Annotated in this window: 19 protein-coding genes; 2 read left to right on the top strand and 17 right to left on the bottom strand. The window is 72.1% G+C overall.

The genetic code is table 11. The annotated features are described in order from the left end of the window. Nucleotides 1-95 (bottom strand): GTP-binding protein (locus tag BM396_RS33180; RefSeq protein ID WP_133250949.1); only part of this gene is annotated, 95 nt, incomplete at its 3' end. 309 nt (nucleotides 96-404) lie between these two features. Between BM396_RS33180 and BM396_RS30955 the strand changes: the two genes are divergently transcribed. Then, complete coding sequence (locus BM396_RS30955) at nucleotides 405-1268, top strand: outer membrane protein (protein ID WP_043351243.1); 864 nt, start codon at nucleotides 405-407, stop codon at nucleotides 1266-1268. 147 nt (nucleotides 1269-1415) lie between these two features. Here BM396_RS30955 and phnN read toward each other — a convergent pair whose 3' ends face one another. The 8 genes from phnN to phnG are packed head-to-tail and all read right to left on the bottom strand — an operon-like array spanning nucleotide 1416 to nucleotide 7729. Then, entirely contained in the window at nucleotides 1416-1946 is a 531-nt protein-coding gene (phnN, locus tag BM396_RS30950) for a phosphonate metabolism protein/1,5-bisphosphokinase (PRPP-forming) PhnN (RefSeq protein WP_170867535.1), read from the bottom strand. Next, a complete protein-coding gene (locus BM396_RS30945) occupies nucleotides 1946-3082 on the bottom strand; it encodes an alpha-D-ribose 1-methylphosphonate 5-triphosphate diphosphatase (protein ID WP_043387919.1) in 1137 nt (378 codons plus the stop codon). The genes phnN and BM396_RS30945 overlap by 1 nt, the downstream gene beginning before the upstream one ends. Before the next feature lie 10 nt (nucleotides 3083-3092). Further along, nucleotides 3093-3800 (bottom strand): phosphonate C-P lyase system protein PhnL, encoded by a 708-nt coding sequence (gene phnL / locus BM396_RS30940; RefSeq protein WP_043387921.1) that lies wholly within the window; start codon nucleotides 3798-3800, stop codon nucleotides 3093-3095. Beyond that, entirely contained in the window at nucleotides 3797-4570 is a 774-nt protein-coding gene (phnK, locus tag BM396_RS30935; RefSeq protein ID WP_043387923.1) for a phosphonate C-P lyase system protein PhnK, read from the bottom strand. Before phnK ends, phnL begins: the two co-directional genes overlap by 4 nt. Beyond that, nucleotides 4567-5535, bottom strand: a complete 969-nt coding sequence (locus BM396_RS30930) for an alpha-D-ribose 1-methylphosphonate 5-phosphate C-P-lyase PhnJ (RefSeq protein ID WP_170867534.1) — start codon at nucleotides 5533-5535, stop codon at nucleotides 4567-4569. Before BM396_RS30930 ends, phnK begins: the two co-directional genes overlap by 4 nt. A gap of 11 nt (nucleotides 5536-5546) precedes the next feature. Next, nucleotides 5547-6653, bottom strand: a complete 1107-nt coding sequence (locus tag BM396_RS30925; protein ID WP_043387925.1) for a carbon-phosphorus lyase complex subunit — start codon at nucleotides 6651-6653, stop codon at nucleotides 5547-5549. A gap of 3 nt (nucleotides 6654-6656) precedes the next feature. Continuing rightward, nucleotides 6657-7256: a phosphonate C-P lyase system protein PhnH gene (phnH, locus tag BM396_RS30920; RefSeq protein WP_043387927.1), complete on the bottom strand. Its 600-nt coding sequence runs from the start codon at nucleotides 7254-7256 to the stop codon at nucleotides 6657-6659. A gap of 2 nt (nucleotides 7257-7258) precedes the next feature. Next, nucleotides 7259-7729 carry a phosphonate C-P lyase system protein PhnG gene (phnG, locus tag BM396_RS30915; protein WP_170861899.1) on the bottom strand — a complete coding sequence of 157 codons (471 nt, stop codon included), beginning with the start codon at nucleotides 7727-7729 and terminating at the stop codon, nucleotides 7259-7261. Between the two features lie 79 nt (nucleotides 7730-7808). Here phnG and phnF point away from each other — a divergent pair, with 79 nt between their 5' ends. Beyond that, nucleotides 7809-8552, top strand: a complete 744-nt coding sequence (gene phnF / locus BM396_RS30910) for a phosphonate metabolism transcriptional regulator PhnF (protein WP_043387929.1) — start codon at nucleotides 7809-7811, stop codon at nucleotides 8550-8552. Nucleotides 8553-8576: 24 nt separating this feature from the next. Here the strand turns inward: phnF and phnE (BM396_RS30905) are convergent, their stop codons facing one another. From phnE (BM396_RS30905) to BM396_RS30870, 8 genes are all read right to left on the bottom strand, one after another. Next, nucleotides 8577-9443 (bottom strand): phosphonate ABC transporter, permease protein PhnE, encoded by an 867-nt coding sequence (gene phnE / locus BM396_RS30905; protein WP_043387931.1) that lies wholly within the window; start codon nucleotides 9441-9443, stop codon nucleotides 8577-8579. Beyond that, nucleotides 9440-10321: a phosphonate ABC transporter, permease protein PhnE gene (phnE, locus tag BM396_RS30900; RefSeq protein ID WP_043355022.1), complete on the bottom strand. Its 882-nt coding sequence runs from the start codon at nucleotides 10319-10321 to the stop codon at nucleotides 9440-9442. Before phnE (BM396_RS30900) ends, phnE (BM396_RS30905) begins: the two co-directional genes overlap by 4 nt. 16 nt (nucleotides 10322-10337) lie before the next feature. Continuing rightward, complete coding sequence (gene phnD, locus BM396_RS30895; protein ID WP_043387933.1) at nucleotides 10338-11267, bottom strand: phosphonate ABC transporter substrate-binding protein; 930 nt, start codon at nucleotides 11265-11267, stop codon at nucleotides 10338-10340. A 97-nt stretch (nucleotides 11268-11364) separates the two neighbouring features. Further along, the gene (gene phnC, locus BM396_RS30890; protein ID WP_043387936.1) at nucleotides 11365-12213 is read right to left on the bottom strand and encodes a phosphonate ABC transporter ATP-binding protein; all 849 of its coding nucleotides are present in this window, start codon (nucleotides 12211-12213) and stop codon (nucleotides 11365-11367) included. A gap of 112 nt (nucleotides 12214-12325) precedes the next feature. Beyond that, a complete protein-coding gene (locus BM396_RS30885; protein WP_043387937.1) occupies nucleotides 12326-12946 on the bottom strand; it encodes an LbetaH domain-containing protein in 621 nt (206 codons plus the stop codon). Continuing rightward, nucleotides 12939-13625 carry a DUF1045 domain-containing protein gene (locus tag BM396_RS30880; protein ID WP_043387939.1) on the bottom strand — a complete coding sequence of 229 codons (687 nt, stop codon included), beginning with the start codon at nucleotides 13623-13625 and terminating at the stop codon, nucleotides 12939-12941. The genes BM396_RS30885 and BM396_RS30880 overlap by 8 nt, the downstream gene beginning before the upstream one ends. A 27-nt stretch (nucleotides 13626-13652) precedes the next feature. Beyond that, a complete protein-coding gene (locus BM396_RS30875) occupies nucleotides 13653-14801 on the bottom strand; it encodes a glycosyltransferase (protein ID WP_043387940.1) in 1149 nt (382 codons plus the stop codon). Nucleotides 14802-14892: 91 nt separating this feature from the next. Further along, on the bottom strand, nucleotides 14893-15281 hold a 389-nt coding region (locus BM396_RS30870; protein WP_139239589.1), incomplete at its 5' end, for an autotransporter outer membrane beta-barrel domain-containing protein.

Below are 15281 nucleotides of genomic sequence, written 5' to 3'. Positions count from 1 at the left end.
ATCGCCGCCGTCAACGACGTCTTGCCGTGGTCAACGTGACCAATCGTGCCAATGTTGCAGTGCGGCTTGGTGCGGGAGAACTTTTCCTTGCCCATGATTCCCATTCCTGCGGCGGGGACCACACAAGGGCCCCGAATCCTGGTCAGCCGCCCCGAAGCTCGGACAGGGGCGAAAAACGCGGTCCGCTTAGAGGGTCGGCCGCCAGGGATCAAGCTCCGCGGCGCGCGGGCGCCCGACGACCGGCTCTGCTGTCAAGCCGCGGCCATGAGTCTTGAACGCCGAAACATCAATCACAGGCAGTATCCACGCCGCTTTCGCGCCACAGTGTGGCTTCGCGGGCATAGCGGGATCCGTGCGGCCGAGCTTAAGTGGGGACAACAACGCATCACCTCGGACCCCCCGCCATGATGAAGAAGTTCCTCCTCGCCACCGCCGCGACGGCGCTGGTCACGACGGCCGCTTCGGCCGCCGACCTGCCGCGCCGGGCCGCGCCGCCGCCGGTCTTCACGCCGGTGCCGGTCTTCACCTGGACGGGCTTCTACGCCGGTCTCGAGTCCGCCTACACCTTCACGGATCGTGAGCGCATCACCACGGTCGGCGTCCAGCCGGGCAACGCCACCAATGTGGCCCTCGGCCGCCGTCCCTTCCTGACCTCGACCACGCAGGACGGCTTCGCCAACATCGGCGGCACCGCCGGCTACAACTACCAGTTCACGCCGGGCTCCGGCATCGTCGTCGGTCTCGCCAACAGCATCGACTGGACCGACATCACCAAGAACCGCGTCGTCCTCGGCACCGGTAACGTCGCCGGCGGCCCGCCGAACATCAGCCAGTTCCGCCAGAGCCTCGACTGGCTCGGCACCCTCACGGGCCGCGTCGGCTACGCCTTCGACCGCGTTCTGGTCTACGGGATGGGCGGCCTCGCCTACGGCAACGTGTTCCACGACGCCAACTTCTACACCCCGGGCGGCCGCCTGCAGTTCGCCGGCCGCTACGACGACTTCAAGGTCGGCTACGCCTACGGCGGCGGCATCGAGTTCGCCCTGCCCACCGACAGCTTCCTGAACACCTTCGCACTCGGCCGCTACATCGGCATCAAGTACGACGCCATCACGGTGAAGGCCGAGTACCTGCACTACGACCTCGGCAGCCAGAACGTGCTCGTCGGCGCGGTCCCGGGTGTCGGCAACGGCGCGTACATCTCGCGCTTCCGCACCGAGGGCAGCATCGTTCGCGCCGGCTTCAACTACAAGTTCGGCGGCCTCTGAGACCGACGGCGCCGGGGCTTCCCCGGCCGAGACCAACAAGGGCGGGTGCCGATATCGGCACCCGCCCTTTTTCGTTGCTCCAGCGCGATCGGTGCATCGGCCGCCGCGACCCGGCAGTCGCTCCCGGCGTGGGACGAAGATGTCCCGTCAGCAGGCGCGCAGATGCGCGACGAGTTGCGACGCGGCGTCGCCCGGGGAGCCGGTGTTGAGGATCGTCAGATCCGCGACGACGTCGCCCTCCCGGGCGAGACGCGCGGCGAGGTCGCCGTCCTGCGGCCGGCCCCGGGCGGCGATACGCTGCGCCAGGATCTCGGGCGGCGCGGTGACTTCGACGACGCTCACCCGCGGGCAGGTCCTCCGCGCCTCCGCGACGATGCGGCGCGAGACGTTGCAGATCACCACCTGACCGTCGGCGGCGCGCCTTCCAGCCTCCGCCGGGAGGGCGTAGCCGAGGCCATGGGCGCGCCAGCTCAAGGTGAAGCGGCCGGCCGTGCAGCCATCCGCGAACGCAGCCTCGTCGATCTCGTCGTTGTCCTCGTCCGCCGAGGGTGGCCGGGTCACGAGACGCCGCGGGAAGACGTAGCGCGGATCGTCCGCCAGGGCCGCCCGGGCCAGCCGGATCAGCGTGTCCTTGCCGGCGCCGCTCGGGCCGACCACGAGGACGAGGCAGCCCGGCATCAGGCGACCCGCCGGCCGGCGCGCCAGACCTCGCGGACGACCGGCACGCCCTCGGCCCGCTGCACGCGCACGAGATCGGCCCGCAGCCCGGGCGCCAGGGCGCCCCGGTCGGTGAGCCCGGTGGCGCGGGCGGGATTCGCCGTGACGGTGGCCAGCGCCTCGGGCAGCGTGATCGACGGTGCCTGCTCGGGCAGCAGGAAGGCCGCCATCAAGAGGCTCGCCGGCACGTAGTCCGACGAGAGGATGTCGAGGTTCCCGGCCTCGGCCAGCGCCAGGGCGGCGACGTTGCCGGAATGCGAGCCGCCGCGGATCAGGTTCGGCGCGCCCATCATCACGGTGATGCCCTGGCGGTGCGCGGCCTCGGCCGCCTCCAGGGTGGTGGGAAACTCGGCCAGCCGCACGCCTTCGCCGACCGCGAGGTCGACATCCGCCAGGGTGGTGTCGTCGTGGCTCGCCAGCGGGATCCCCATCTCGCGGGCGAACTGGACCAGGGCCGGCCGGTTCTTCGCATTCAGCGACCGACCGTCGCGGATCTTGCGCTCGGTGTTGGCGCGGATCTCCTCCATGGGACGGCCGCCGCGCGTGGCGTAGGTGTAGTACTTCTCCATGTCGCGGAACTGCCGCTGGCCGGGGGTGTGGTCCATGAGCGAGATCAGCCCCACCGGGTAGCGGGCCGTGAAGGTTGCCACCGTGTCGAGCACATCCGTGGAGGGCAATTCGCAGCGCAGATGCGTGAAGTGCTCGGCCCGGAATAGGTCGCCGGCCCGCGCGGCGGCGATGGCGCCGGCGAGCTGCTCCAGCTCGGAGCCGAGGCCGCTGCCGTCCGGGTCGCTGCCGGCGCGGAGCGAATCGAACACCGTGGTGATGCCCGAGGCGGTGATCTGCGCGTCGTAGGCGAGCACCGCGCCGAGCGGATGCCAGCGGACCTTGGGGCGCGGCGCGTAGTGGCTCTCCAGATGGTCGGTGTGCAGCTCGATCAGCCCGGGGATCAGGTAATCGCCGCCGCAATCGAGGCCGCGCGCGGGCGCCCGGCCCTCGCCGATCTCGATGATCGCCCCGTCGGAGACGGCGAGCCAGCCGCGCTGCACCCGGTCGGGCAGGACCAGGGTCGCGTTCTCGAGGATGAAGTCGTCCATCGTGAATTCCTCAGGCTGCCCGGGCTTGCGGCGCGAAGCGGGTGACATCGACCACCCGGGTCGCCACAGCGTCGCGCATCTCGCTGTCGTGGAAGATGCCGAGCACGCCGGCGCCGGCCTTCAGCTTCTCGCGCACGAGGTCGGCCACCACGGCGCGGTTCTGCGCGTCCAGGGAGGCGGTCGGCTCGTCGAGGAGCAGGAGCGGCCGGTCGGCGATCAGGCCCCGGGCGATATTGACCCGCTGCTGCTCGCCTCCCGAGAAGGTCGCGGGCGGCAGGCCCCAGAGCCGCTCGGGCAGGTTGAGCCGGGCGAGGAGGTCCTTGGCCCGGGCGCGGGCGGCCTCTTCGGACAACCCGCCCTCGCGGCCGGCGGCCTCGACCACGTCGAGGGCCGGGACCCGCGGGATCACCCGCAGGAACTGCGACACGTAGGCGATGACCCGCGCCCGCAGCGCCCAGACCACTCGCGGATCGGCCCGGACGACGTCCACCACCGCCTCGCCGTCGCGGACCCGGATGGCGCCGGCATCGCAGCGGTAATTGCCGTAGGCCATCTTCAGGAGCGAGGACTTGCCCGCCCCCGAGGGGCCGCCGAGCACCACGCACTCGCCGGGCTCGACCACGAGGCTCACGCCGCCCACCACCGGCAGGACGATCCCGCCGCGCAGGTGCAGGGTGAAGCTCTTGGCGACGTCCTGGAAGGTCAGAAGCGCAGTCATGCGGCGAGCACCGAGGCGACGAGGAGCTGGGTGTAGGCGTGCTCGGGATCGTCGAGCACCCGGTCGGTAAGGCCGGTCTCGATCACCCGGCCGGCCCGCATCACGGCGATCCGGTGCGAGAGCAGCCGCGCCACCGCGAGGTCGTGGGTCACGATGATCACCGCGAGGCCGAGTTCGGCCGAGAGGCGCCGGATCAGGTCGAGGAGCCGGGCCTGGACCGAGACGTCGAGGCCGGAGGTCGGCTCGTCCATCAGCACGAGGCGCGGCCCGGTGACGAGGTTGCGGGCGATCTGGAGGCGCTGGCGCATGCCGCCGGAGAATTGGCTGGGCGGGTCGTCCACCCGGCCGGCCTCGATCTCGACCCGGCCGAGCCAGTCCAGCGCCTGGCCGCGGATCCGGCCGTAATGGCGCTCGCCCATGCCCATCAGCCGCTCGCCGACATTGCCGCCGGCCGAGACCGCCATGCGCAGGCCCTGGCGGGCGTCCTGCCGGACGAAGCCCCAGTCGGTGCGCATCAGCCGGCGCAGCGCGGCGGGTCCGAGATCGGCGAGGCTGCGGGTCTGCCCGTCGCGCATCCGGTAGCGGACCTCACCCGAATCGGGCGCCCGCTCGCCGGCGAGCAGCGACAGGAGCGTCGACTTGCCCGAGCCGGACTCGCCCACGATGGCCAGCACCTCGCCCTCCGTGATGTCGAGGTCGATGCCCGCGCAGGCGAGCCGGCTGCCGTAGGCCTTGGTCAGGCCGTGGGCGGAGAGGAGCGGCGCGCTCATCGGGCCGCCTCCGCGACACGGGTCTCGCAGATGTCGGTGTCGGAGCAGATGAACATCCGGCCTCCGGAATCGTCGGTGACCACCTCGTCGAGGTAGTGGCCGCGGGCGCCGCACAGGGCGCAGGGCTGCGTGAATTCCTGCACGCGGAACGGGTGATCCTCGAAATCGAGGCTGCGCACCCGCGTATAGGGCGGCACCGCGTAGATCCGCCGCTCGCGGCCCGCGCCGAAGAGCTGGAGCGCCGGGCAGTCGTCCATCTTGGGATTGTCGAATTTCGGCGTCGGCGACGGGTCCATCACGTAGCGGCCGGCGACCTCCACCGGGTACGCGTAGGTGGTGGCGATGTGCCCGTGGCGGCTGATGTCCTCGTAGAGCTTGACGTGCATGGCGCCGTACTCGGCCAGCGCGTGGAGCTGGCGCGTCTCGGTCTCGCGCGGTTCGAGGAAGCGCAGGGGCTCGGGGATCGGCACCTGATAGACCAGAATCTGCCCCTCGGTGAGCGGCGTCTCGGGGATGCGGTGGCGGGTCTGGATCACCGTCGCCTCCGTCGTGCGGGTGGTGGTGGCCACCCCGGAGGTCTTGGCGAAGAAGCGGCGGATCGAGACCGCGTTGGTGGTGTCGTCGGCCCCCTGGTCGATGACCTTGAGCACGTCCGATTGCCCGAGGATCGCCGCCGTGACCTGCACGCCGCCGGTGCCCCAGCCGTAGGGCATCGGCATCTCGCGGGAGGCGAAGGGCACCTGGTAGCCCGGCACCGCGATGGCCTTGAGGATGGCGCGGCGGATCATCCGCTTCGTGCCCTCGTCGAGATAGGCGAAGTTGTAGCCGGAGCCGCGCGCGTTTCCTGCCGCGTCGAGGACGGACGCGACGAGCCCCCTGTCCCGTTCGGGAGAGGGAACCTGCGCGTCATCCGGCGCGCGGCCCGGAAGCTCCCGGGAAGCGGAGCCACCAAGGAAGGGGGACATCCCTGTCGCGCTCATTCGGCGGCCTCCTGCATCTCGACGGTCTCGGTCTTGCGCTCGAACTCGGCGCGCAGGCGTCGGACCAGCTCCAGCTCGGCCTGGAAGTCGACGTAGTGGGGGAGCTTCAGGTGCTCGACGAAGCCCGTCGCCTGGAGGCTGTCGCAATGGGCCAGCACGAATTCCTGGTCCTGGGCGGGGCTCGCCACCGGCTCGCCGAGCTCCTCCGCGCGCAGCGCCCGGTCCACCAGGGCCATCGCCATGGCCTTGCGCTCGCTCTGCCCGAAGCTCAGCCCGTAGCCGCGGGTGAACTGGGGCGCGGCCGCGCCCGAGCCCTTGAACTGGTTGACCATCTGGCACTCGGTGAGCCGCACCCGGCCGAGCGGGACCGCGAAGCCCAGCTCCTCGGGCACGAACTCCACCGCCACCGCGCCGACCCGGATCTCGCCGACGAACGGGTGGGTGCGGCCGTAGCCGCGCTGCGTCGAGTAGGCGAGGCCGAGCACGAAGCCCTCGTCGCCCCGGGCGAGCGCCTGGAGGCGCAGGGCCCGGTCGGCGGGGTAATCCACGGGCTCGCGGGTGAGGTCGCCCACGGGGGCGCCGTCGTCCGGCGGCGAGGCCTCGATCAGCCCGTCCTGGGCCAGCAGGTCGGTGACCCGCGGGCAGGTTCCGGCATCGGCGCGCGGCTCGGCCTCGGCGGCGGGCTCGGAGGCGGTATCCGCCGCGAGCGCGAAGTCGACGAGCCGGTGGGTGTAGTCGAAGGTCGGCCCGAGCACCTGCCCGCCGGGCAGGTCCTTGAAGGTCGCGGAGACCCGGCGCTCGACCGCCATGGTGCCGGTGTCGACCGGCGCGGAGGCACCGAAGCGGGGCAGCGTGGTCCGGTAGGCGCGGACCAGGAACACCGCCTCGACCACGTCGCCGCGCGCCTGCTTGAGCGCCAGGGCCGCGAGGTCCGGATCGTAGAGCGAGCCCTCGGTCATCACCCGGTCGACGAGCAGCGCCATCTGCTCGCGGATCTGCGCCACGGAGAGTTCCGGAACGGCGGGGTCGCCCCGGCGGGCCTCGGCGAGGAGCCGATGGGCGTTGTCGATGGCGGCCTCGCCGCCCTTCACGGCCACGTACATGGGTCAGGCCTCCGTGACCGTCGTGGAGCGCGGCAGACCGGCCACGCGGCCGGGCGCGGTGAGGATCAGGTCGACGCCCAGCGGAAAGTCGGCGCGGTTCTCGGCGAGCTGCGCCGCGAAGCCGTCTGGCAGAGGTCCCGGCGCGACCCGGACCGTGCCCCGGACGCCCGGGCCGGAGAGGCTCAGCCCCTGCCCGTCCGTGATCGTGTCGAGGGCGAGCACCAGGGTGGTGGAGGTGTCGGGGTAGGCCGGCGTGCCGAGGGCGAACCGGCCCAGCGGCGGGCAGCGTCGAGACTCGCGGACCAGCGCGAAGGCGGCCCGGGCCGGATCGTCGGTGAGCGGCGCGCCGGTGTGAAAGCGCAGGTAGGCCGCGACGTCCGCGGCTTCGGCGAGGGCCGGATCCAGCCAGACCGGCGTGTCGGCGTCGGTGAGCGCCAGTGCGACGGCGGCCAGTTCCGGCGTGAGCGGCGCGGGCGGCGCGAGGAACGGCGCAAGGAACGGGGCGAGCGGCCGGACGAGCCCGGGGCGGGCGAGGGCGTCCATCACGGCGCGGAAGGTGCCCTGCGCGTCGTGGACCGGATCGGCGAAGCCGGGGGCGAGCATGCTCAATCGTCTCCGCGGGCGAGGGTCAGGAAGTCGACCCGGGTGGCCGCCGTGCGCCGGGCCGCCTGTTGCCGGTCCGCCGCGAGCCGCCGGGCGGCGGGCGCCAGGGCGGCCTCGACCCGGGCGCGCCGGTCCGGGTCCTGCCAGAGGGCGTCGAGGATCGCGGCGAGCCGCGCCTTCGTGCGGTCGCGGCCGAGATGGTAGGCGAAGCCGGCCGGACCGTCCGCGAGGCGGATGGCGGCCCGGGTCACGCTGACCTCGCCGAGGTTGAACGGGCGCCCGTCGCCGCCGATCCGGCCTGAGGCCATCACGAGCCCCGTCTCCGGCGGCCGGAGATCCGCGGCGGCCGGGGTGTCGAGGACCGACAGGGCCGCCTCCAGGTCCGTGCGGCTCGCCTCGGCACAGAGCGCCATCACGGCCTGGCGCGCCCCGATCTCCCCCTCGGATGCCGGATGTCTCGGGCTCGTCGTCATCGCGAATCCCTCCGTCGCTCGGTTGTATAGGTGTATAGACAACTGGCGTGCGCCGCACAAATGAAGTTTGGATGACAGGATGGATGCGCAGGAGCAGGCACCCGGCCTCGTCCGGGGCGAGGGTCTGACGGCGTGGCGGCAGATCGCCGACGCGCTGACGGCCGAGATCGCGGCGGGGCGCTATCCGCCGGGACAGCAGCTGCCCGCCGAGGCCGCCCTGGCGGCGCGCTTCGCCGTGAACCGGCACACCGTGCGACGTGCCCTCGCGGCGCTCGCCGAGGGCGGGCTCGTGCGCGCCAGCCAGGGCCGGGGCACCTTCGTGGAGGAGGCACCCCTCGCCTACCCGATCGGGCCGCGCACGCGGTTCTCCGAAATCGTCGCCGGGGCCGGACGCGAGGCCTGGGGCGACCTCGTCGCCTCGACCACGGTCCCGGCCGGGCCCGAGCAGGCGGCAGCCCTGGCCCTCGCCCCCGGCGCGCCGATCCTGGAGCTGCTGACGGTCCACCGGGCGGACGACGCCCCGCTCTCGACGGCGCTGACCTGGCTGCCGCTGCCGCGCTTCGCGGGCTTCGCCGAGGCCTATGCCGAGCGCGGCTCGATCACCCGGGCCTTCGCGGCCTGCGGCCTGCACGATTACACCCGGCTCTCGACGCGCATCCGCGCCCGGCCGGCCGATTCCGCGGAGGCGCAGCGCCTCGACATCGCCCCGGGGCGGGTCGTTCTGGTGGTGTCGAGCGTCAACATCGATCCCGCCGGCGTGCCGATCCAGGCGAACCGCACCCTGTTTGCCGCCGACCGGGTGGAGCTGGTGATCGGCGGGTGATCGGCGGTTTATCGGGCCGCCGGCTCAGCGCGCCGCCGGCCCGATGATCGCCCGGCGCAGGCGGGTCGAGACCCAGTCGATCGCCGCCACGGTGACGAGAATCATCAGCACCAGGAAGGCGACCTGCTGCAGCTCCAGCACGCGGATCAGCTCGGTGAGGTACTGACCGATGCCCCCGGCGCCGACGATGCCGATGATCGTCGCCGACCGTGTGTTCGACTCGAAGAAGTACAGGACCTGGCTCGCCAGCACCGGCAGGACCCCGGGGATCAGCCCGAAGCGGATGCGGTGCAGGCGCGAGCCGCCCGAGGCGACGACGCCCTCGCCGGCACGCTTGTCGCAGGTCTCGATCGCCTCGGAGAACAGCTTTCCGAGCGCCCCGAAATCCGAGCACGCGATGGCGAGCGCCCCCGCGAAGGGGCCCAGGCCCACGACGTTGATCCAGATCAGCGCCCAGATCAGCACGTCCACCGAGCGCATCACGTCGAGGCCGCGGCGGACGGCGAACCGCGCGAAGGGGTTGGGCACGACGTTCCGGGCCGCCAGGAACGCCACCGGGAAGGCGAAGACCGCCGCCGTCAGCGTGCCCAGGAAGGCGATGCCCAGGGTCTCGCCCAGCGCGTGCAGGAAGGTCCAGAAATGGCCCTCCGGGGACGGCGGCAGCATCAGCACCGCGAAGGTACCGAGCCGCCCGAGCCCGTGGAGGATCCGCGCCATCGAGAAGTCGAGGCGCCAGTAGCCGAACGCCGCGAGCCCGATCAGGACGGCGAGCAGGGCGGCGAGCCGCGCCCGCCCCGGCCAGTCGGTGCGGAACTGCGCGGGGTAGCGCGCGCGCAGGCGGGCGAGGTCCGCCCGGGCCGCCGCCCGCAGGGCCTCGGGACGCGGGCTCATCGGGCCTGCTCCGCGCCGATCAGGCGGTGACGGACCCGCTCGGTGGCGAGGTCGATGCAGAACACGGTCAGGATGATCAGCACGAGGATCGCGCTCACGTCCGCGTAGTAGAAATTTCGGATCGCCACGAGGAATTCCTGGCCGATGCCGCCGGCGCCGACGAAGCCCATCACCCCGGCCCCGCGCACGTTGATCTCGAAGCGCAGCAGCGCGTAGGAGGCGAAGTTCGACAGCACCTGCGGCAGCACCGCGAAGCGCACCGTCTGGACCCAGGTTGCGCCCGAGGCCGACAGGCCCTCGACGGGCCGCATGTCGATGTTCTCGACCACCTCGGAGAACAGCTTGCCGAGCGCCCCCGTGGTGTGGATCGCGATGGCGAGCACGCCCACCATCGGGCCGAGCCCGAAGGCGATCACGAAGATGAGGGCGAACACCACCTCGGGGACGGTGCGGCACAATTCCAGGAGGCGCTTGGCGCCGACGCGCAGCAGGCGCGACCGCACGAGGTTGGCAGCGGCCACGAAGCTGAGGGCGAAGCCCGCGAGCCCCCCGAGCAGCGTCCCGAGATAGGCCATGAGCAGGGTCTCGCCCAGCAGGCCCAGCCATTTGGGCAGGCCCCAGTACCAGCTGCGGACGTCTTCGAGCGGGTGCTCGAGGCTGATCGGCGGCAGGATCTGCTGGATGTAGGCGGTGAACTTGCCGATGTTCTCGGCGAAGACCAGCGGCCGCACCTCGGCGACCAAGCCGGCGACCAGGGCGAGCGCCGCCACAAGGGCGAAGCCCGCCAGCGTGCGGCGGCGCGCAGCGCCGGTCGCCGCCGCGTAGAGGCCGGAGAGGGCGGCTTCCCGCTCCGGCGACAGGGGTGTCAGACCGCGCAAGGCGGGCGGGCCCGGATCAGGACTTCCGGCGCTGCTCGTCGTTGAACCGCAGCATGTCGATGATCGGCTGATAATCCTTGAGGGTCACCGGCGTCAGATCCTGGTCCTTGCCGTCGGAGAGACGGTCGAAGGCGGCCTTGTCGGCCTTCGGCAGGGCCACGAAGGCGTCGCGGATCTTGGCCTTCAGGTCGTCCGGCAGGCTCGTCAGCATGGCGAAGGGCCCCTCCGGCAGGAAGTCGGACTTGAACACGACCCGGAAGTCCGATTGCTGCATCGGCGTGCCATCGGGCTTCTTGAGCATGCCCTTGGCGGCCATGCGGGTGACCATCGTGTCGGTCTCGGAATTCCACAGGTTGGCGGCGGCGTCGGCCGTGCCCTGGGTGAGTGCCAGCACGGCGTTCTCGTGGCTGCCCGCGTAGAAGGTCTTGCCGAAGAACTTCTCCACGTCGTAGCCGGCCCGCTTCAGGAAGAAGCGCGGCGCCTGGTTGCCGGAGGTCGAGTTCGGATCGACCAGGGCGAGGTTCTTGCCCTTGAGATCCTCGACGGTCTTGTAGGGGCTGGAGGCCAGAACGTAGACCACCGAATAGTAGCCCGAGGCGCCGGTCTCGTGCTTCTGGTTGACGATCGGCTCGATCTTCACGCCGGTCATCACGGCCCGCGCGAAGGAGGCCGGTCCGTACCACGCGATCTGGATGTTGCCGGCCCGCTGGCCCTCGATCACGGCGGCGTAGTCGCTCGCCACCCGCAGCTTCACCGGCACGCCGAGCGTCTTGGTCAGGTAGGCGGTGAGCGGCGCCCAGCGGTCGGCGGTGCCCGAGGCGTTCTCGGCCGGGATCACGCCGAGCGTCAGCTCCGGATACTGGGCCTTCCAGTCCTGGGCGGCGGCCGGCAGGCCGAGGAGGGCGAGAGCCGCGGCGGCGCCGGCGAGAGTGCGTCGGGTGATCATCGTGTCGTCCTTCGTGACGGCGTAGGGCAGGAAGTTCGGCCGGCCGGAGGCCGGTCGGGCGTTTCCCGAATGGTTGTTGGGGCTTGGAGGGCCCGGATCAGGCGCCGAGGGCGGCCTCGCGGACCGGCCGCGCCGGCACGAGACCGGGCCTGCCGGGCATCGCGGCCCGCTGCTCCGCCTCGCGCTGCGCGGAATCGTCCAGCACCTCGCCGGCCTCCAGGCCGTAGAGCCGGCGCGCCACGTCCTCGGTGAGGTCGAACGGTCCGCCCTCGAACACGACCCGCCCGGCCGCGAGGCCCACGAGACGGTCGCAATAGGCGCGCGCGAGGTCGAGGGAATGCAGGTTGCACAGCACCGTGATGCCGTAGCGCCGGTTCACCTCGGCCAGCGCGTCCATCACGAGCCGGGTGTTGCGCGGGTCGAGGGAGGCCACCGGCTCGTCGGCGAGCAGGATCTCGGGCTCCTGCACGAGGGCGCGGGCGATGGCCACGCGCTGCTGCTGGCCGCCCGACAGGCCGTCGGCGCGCTGGCCGGCGAACTCGCCCATGTCGAAGCTCTCCAGGGCGGCGAGCGCCATGGCCCGGTCTTCGGCGGACCATTGCCGCAGCAGGGAACGGTAGCTCGGCACGTGGCTGAGCCGGCCCATCAACACGTTGGTCATCACGTCGAGGCGGCCGACGAGGTTGAACTGCTGGAAGATCATGGCGCAGCGGGTCCGCCATTCGCGCAGGTCGCGGCCCCGCAGGGTGGTGACCTCACGGCCGTCGTGGAGGATGCGCCCCGAACTCGGGTCCGCCAGCCGGTTGATCAGGCGCAGCAGCGTCGACTTGCCGGCGCCCGACCGGCCGATCACGCCGACGAAGCTGCCGGGCTCGATCCGGAGCGACACGCCGTCGACGGCGCGCCGGTCGCCGTACTGGCGCGTGAGATCCTCGATAACCAGCATGCCACCATCCGCCGGGGAATGGCCGCAGGTAAACGCCGATTTCACGACGATTGGATGACGAATACAGATCGGTTATGTTTGCCGGCACAATTATTACATTTTGATAGCCGGCTTAAACTTCATAGTGCTCGAGGAATGCTTCGATGGGCAGGCCGCGGAAATCCGGAAGCGCCCGGCGCAGCCGTTCGTGATCCCAGTCCCACCATGCCAGGCGCATCAGACGTTCGGCGACGGCCTCGGGGAAGCGGCGCCGGACCGGTTTGGCGGGATTGCCGACAACGATCGTGTAGGGTTCGACGTCGCGGGTGACGATGGCGCCCGCGCCGACCACGGCGCCGGTGCCGATGGTGCGGCCGGGCAGGACAACGACGCCGTGGCCGATCCAGACATCGTGGCCGATCGCCACCGGGCTCGCCCGGCGCCGGTCGAAGAAGGCGGGCTCGTCGGACTCCTCCGGCCAGTAGGCCCGTGCCCGGTAGGTGAAATGCGCCTGCGACGCGCGCTCCATCGGGTGGTTGCCGGGATTGATCCGCACGCTGGCGGCGATCGAGCAGAACTTGCCGATGGTCGTGTAGATCACCTCGCAATCCTGACCGATGTAGGAATAATCGTCGAGGATCGTCTCGGTGAGGCGGGTTCGCGCGCCGACCTCCGTGTAGTGGCCGAGGCGGCAATCCACGACCCGGGCGCTGGGATCGCGTGCGGGTTCGAGTCCGAGGGGACGGTCAACCACGGGGCTCTCCGAAGGGCAGGCGCGCCAGGAGCCGGAACGGGCCGGACCCGTCCTGGGTCAGGAGGCACACGGCGTCGATCACAAGGGGCTCCGGCCCCGCGGCGGCGTAGGCCTCGGACAGGCGCCGGTGCCAGGCTTCGCGCTCCGCCTCCGGCAGGGCGTCGGTCAGGGTCATGTGGAAGCGGAAGGCCTCGAACACGTACGGGTAGCCCCAGCGCGCCAGCAGCGCCCGCCCGCGCGGGTCGAGGCGCTCCGGGCGGCGCTTGGCGCGCTCGGCCTCGGTGAGCGGCGCACGGAACGGGTCGAGGGCGGCGACGCACTCGGCGGCGAAGAGCCCCAGCTCCGGCGGGGGAGCTTCCGGCACGAGGGCAAGGAACGGCCCGAGGGCGGCGACCCGGAGCGGGCCCACCGCCACCGGCGGGTGCGCGGCCGCGAGGTCACGGGTGGCGGCGACGAAATCCGCCTCCGTGGTGCCCGCCGCGAGGCGCAGCGGCGCCTTGAGGGTGGCGTGGAACCCGTAGATCCGGGCCCCCGCCGTGACGGCGGCGAGGTCGCTCAAGCCCTCCGGGTGCGGGACCGCCGCCCCCGAGACGGGGTCGGTGCCGAGGACGGACCGGCCGAAGACCTCCAGCCGGGAACCCGGGGCGGGCAGGCAGTAGAGAGCGTAGCGGCGCGACACCTTTCGGCCTCCGATCGTCGGCCGCCGTCAGGCCGTCGGCGCGTAGGGACGCGCCTCGGCGGCCCGCCGGGGGCGCACGTCCATGGCGTTGCCCCGCCACACGATGGCGCTCTGCATCCAGGCGCCGAGCCAGATCGCCGGGATCAGGGCGTCGCGCACCAGGAAGGCCGCCAGCAGGCGGGGCGAACGGTGCCAGCCCGCGCGGATCGCGAGCCGGTGCTCGGCGGCATAGCACAGGCCGGCGAGGCCGGCAGCGCCGACGAGGCCCGTGAAGCTGCCGGCGCAGAGGGCGATGAGAAGCGCCGGCAACAGGACACCGCTGCCGATCTCGGGAGCGAAGAACAGCGGGAAGGTCACGCGGCGCAGGCGCGCCCAGCGCAGCTGCCGCGCCCAGACCTCCTGGAAGCCGCGCGGCCCGAGCGGCTGCTCGAACGGGCTCGCCACGAGGTGGACCCGCTTGCCGGCGGCCCGGACGAGCTTGGTGGCGGCCGCGTCCTCGGCGATCTCGGCCGCGAGCGCCTGCAGGCCGCCCTGCGCCTCAAGAAAGGGCTTGTGCCACAGCATGCTCTTGCCCTGCGCGAAGCCCAGCCCGAACGCCTCGGCGGCGTATTGCCAGCGAGCCTGCAGGGTGTTCAGGAAGGCGCATTCCACCTCGGCCATGAAGCTGCCCGGGCGCGCCCCGGCGGGGGTCGAGCAGACGAGGCCGGTATCGTCCCGCCACGCCGCCTGGAGCCGCTGGAGGTAGTCCGGCGGCATGGCCACGTTGGAATCGGCGAGCACCACCCAGTCGTAAGCGGCGGCCCGCCAGCCCCGCAGGCAATTGTTGAGCTTCGGGTTCTCGCAGAGGCGCTCGTCGCCGAGGATCAGGCGGGCGGGCACGCGCGGATGGGCCGCGATCAGCCGCCGGACCATCGGCACGATCGGGTCCCCGGGGTCGGCCACGCAGAAGATCAGCTCGTAGGACGGGTAGTCGAGGCGGAAGCTCCGGGTGAGCATCTCCTCGCTGTAAGCCTCGATCCCGTGAAGCGGACGGACCACGGAGACGGGCGCGCCGTCCGGAAACCGCGACGGCCCGTGGCTCCGGCCGAGGCGCCGGCCCGCGACGCCGATGCTGACGATCTGGACGAGGGCCAGAAGCGCGCCGAGGGACAGGGCCGGCACCGTGGCGTCAAGCATGCGGATCCCTCGATCGATGAAGCGAGCGGTCCGGTCCGCTAGCGGCCGGACCGCGTCAGGCGTGTGACAGAGGCGACGTCGTCCGGCGTGTTCAGAACCGGAGGGTGAAGGTGCCCTTCACGGCCTGATCCTGGGCGCGGGCGCCGGTCTGGCCGGTATAGGCCACGCCCAGGCTCGCGTTCGGCGCCACCGCCAGATCGAGCCCGACCTGCGCCACCAGCGCGTCCCGGTCGATCGGCACGCCCGCGCTCAGGAAGGCCGGGCCCGTGCCGAACCGCAGCAGGGCCGTCGGCACCACGTCGCCGAACGCCCGCCGGTAGCCGACCAGACCCCGCAGCGTCACCGGAAGACCCAGCCCCAGCTCCAGGCCCGTCTGCGCCCGCACCCCCACGGTCGCCGCGCCCAGATCGTAGTCCCGCGCGACGCTCGCCAGCGCCGCCGCGCCCCCGGTCTCCGCGAAGGCGTCCCGCCGGATGCCGA

Source organism: Methylobacterium sp. UNCCL125 (assembly GCF_900116795.1).
Classification (GTDB): domain Bacteria; phylum Pseudomonadota; class Alphaproteobacteria; order Rhizobiales; family Beijerinckiaceae; genus Methylobacterium; species Methylobacterium fujisawaense.
This window is presented reverse-complemented; position numbering and strand designations above follow the sequence as displayed.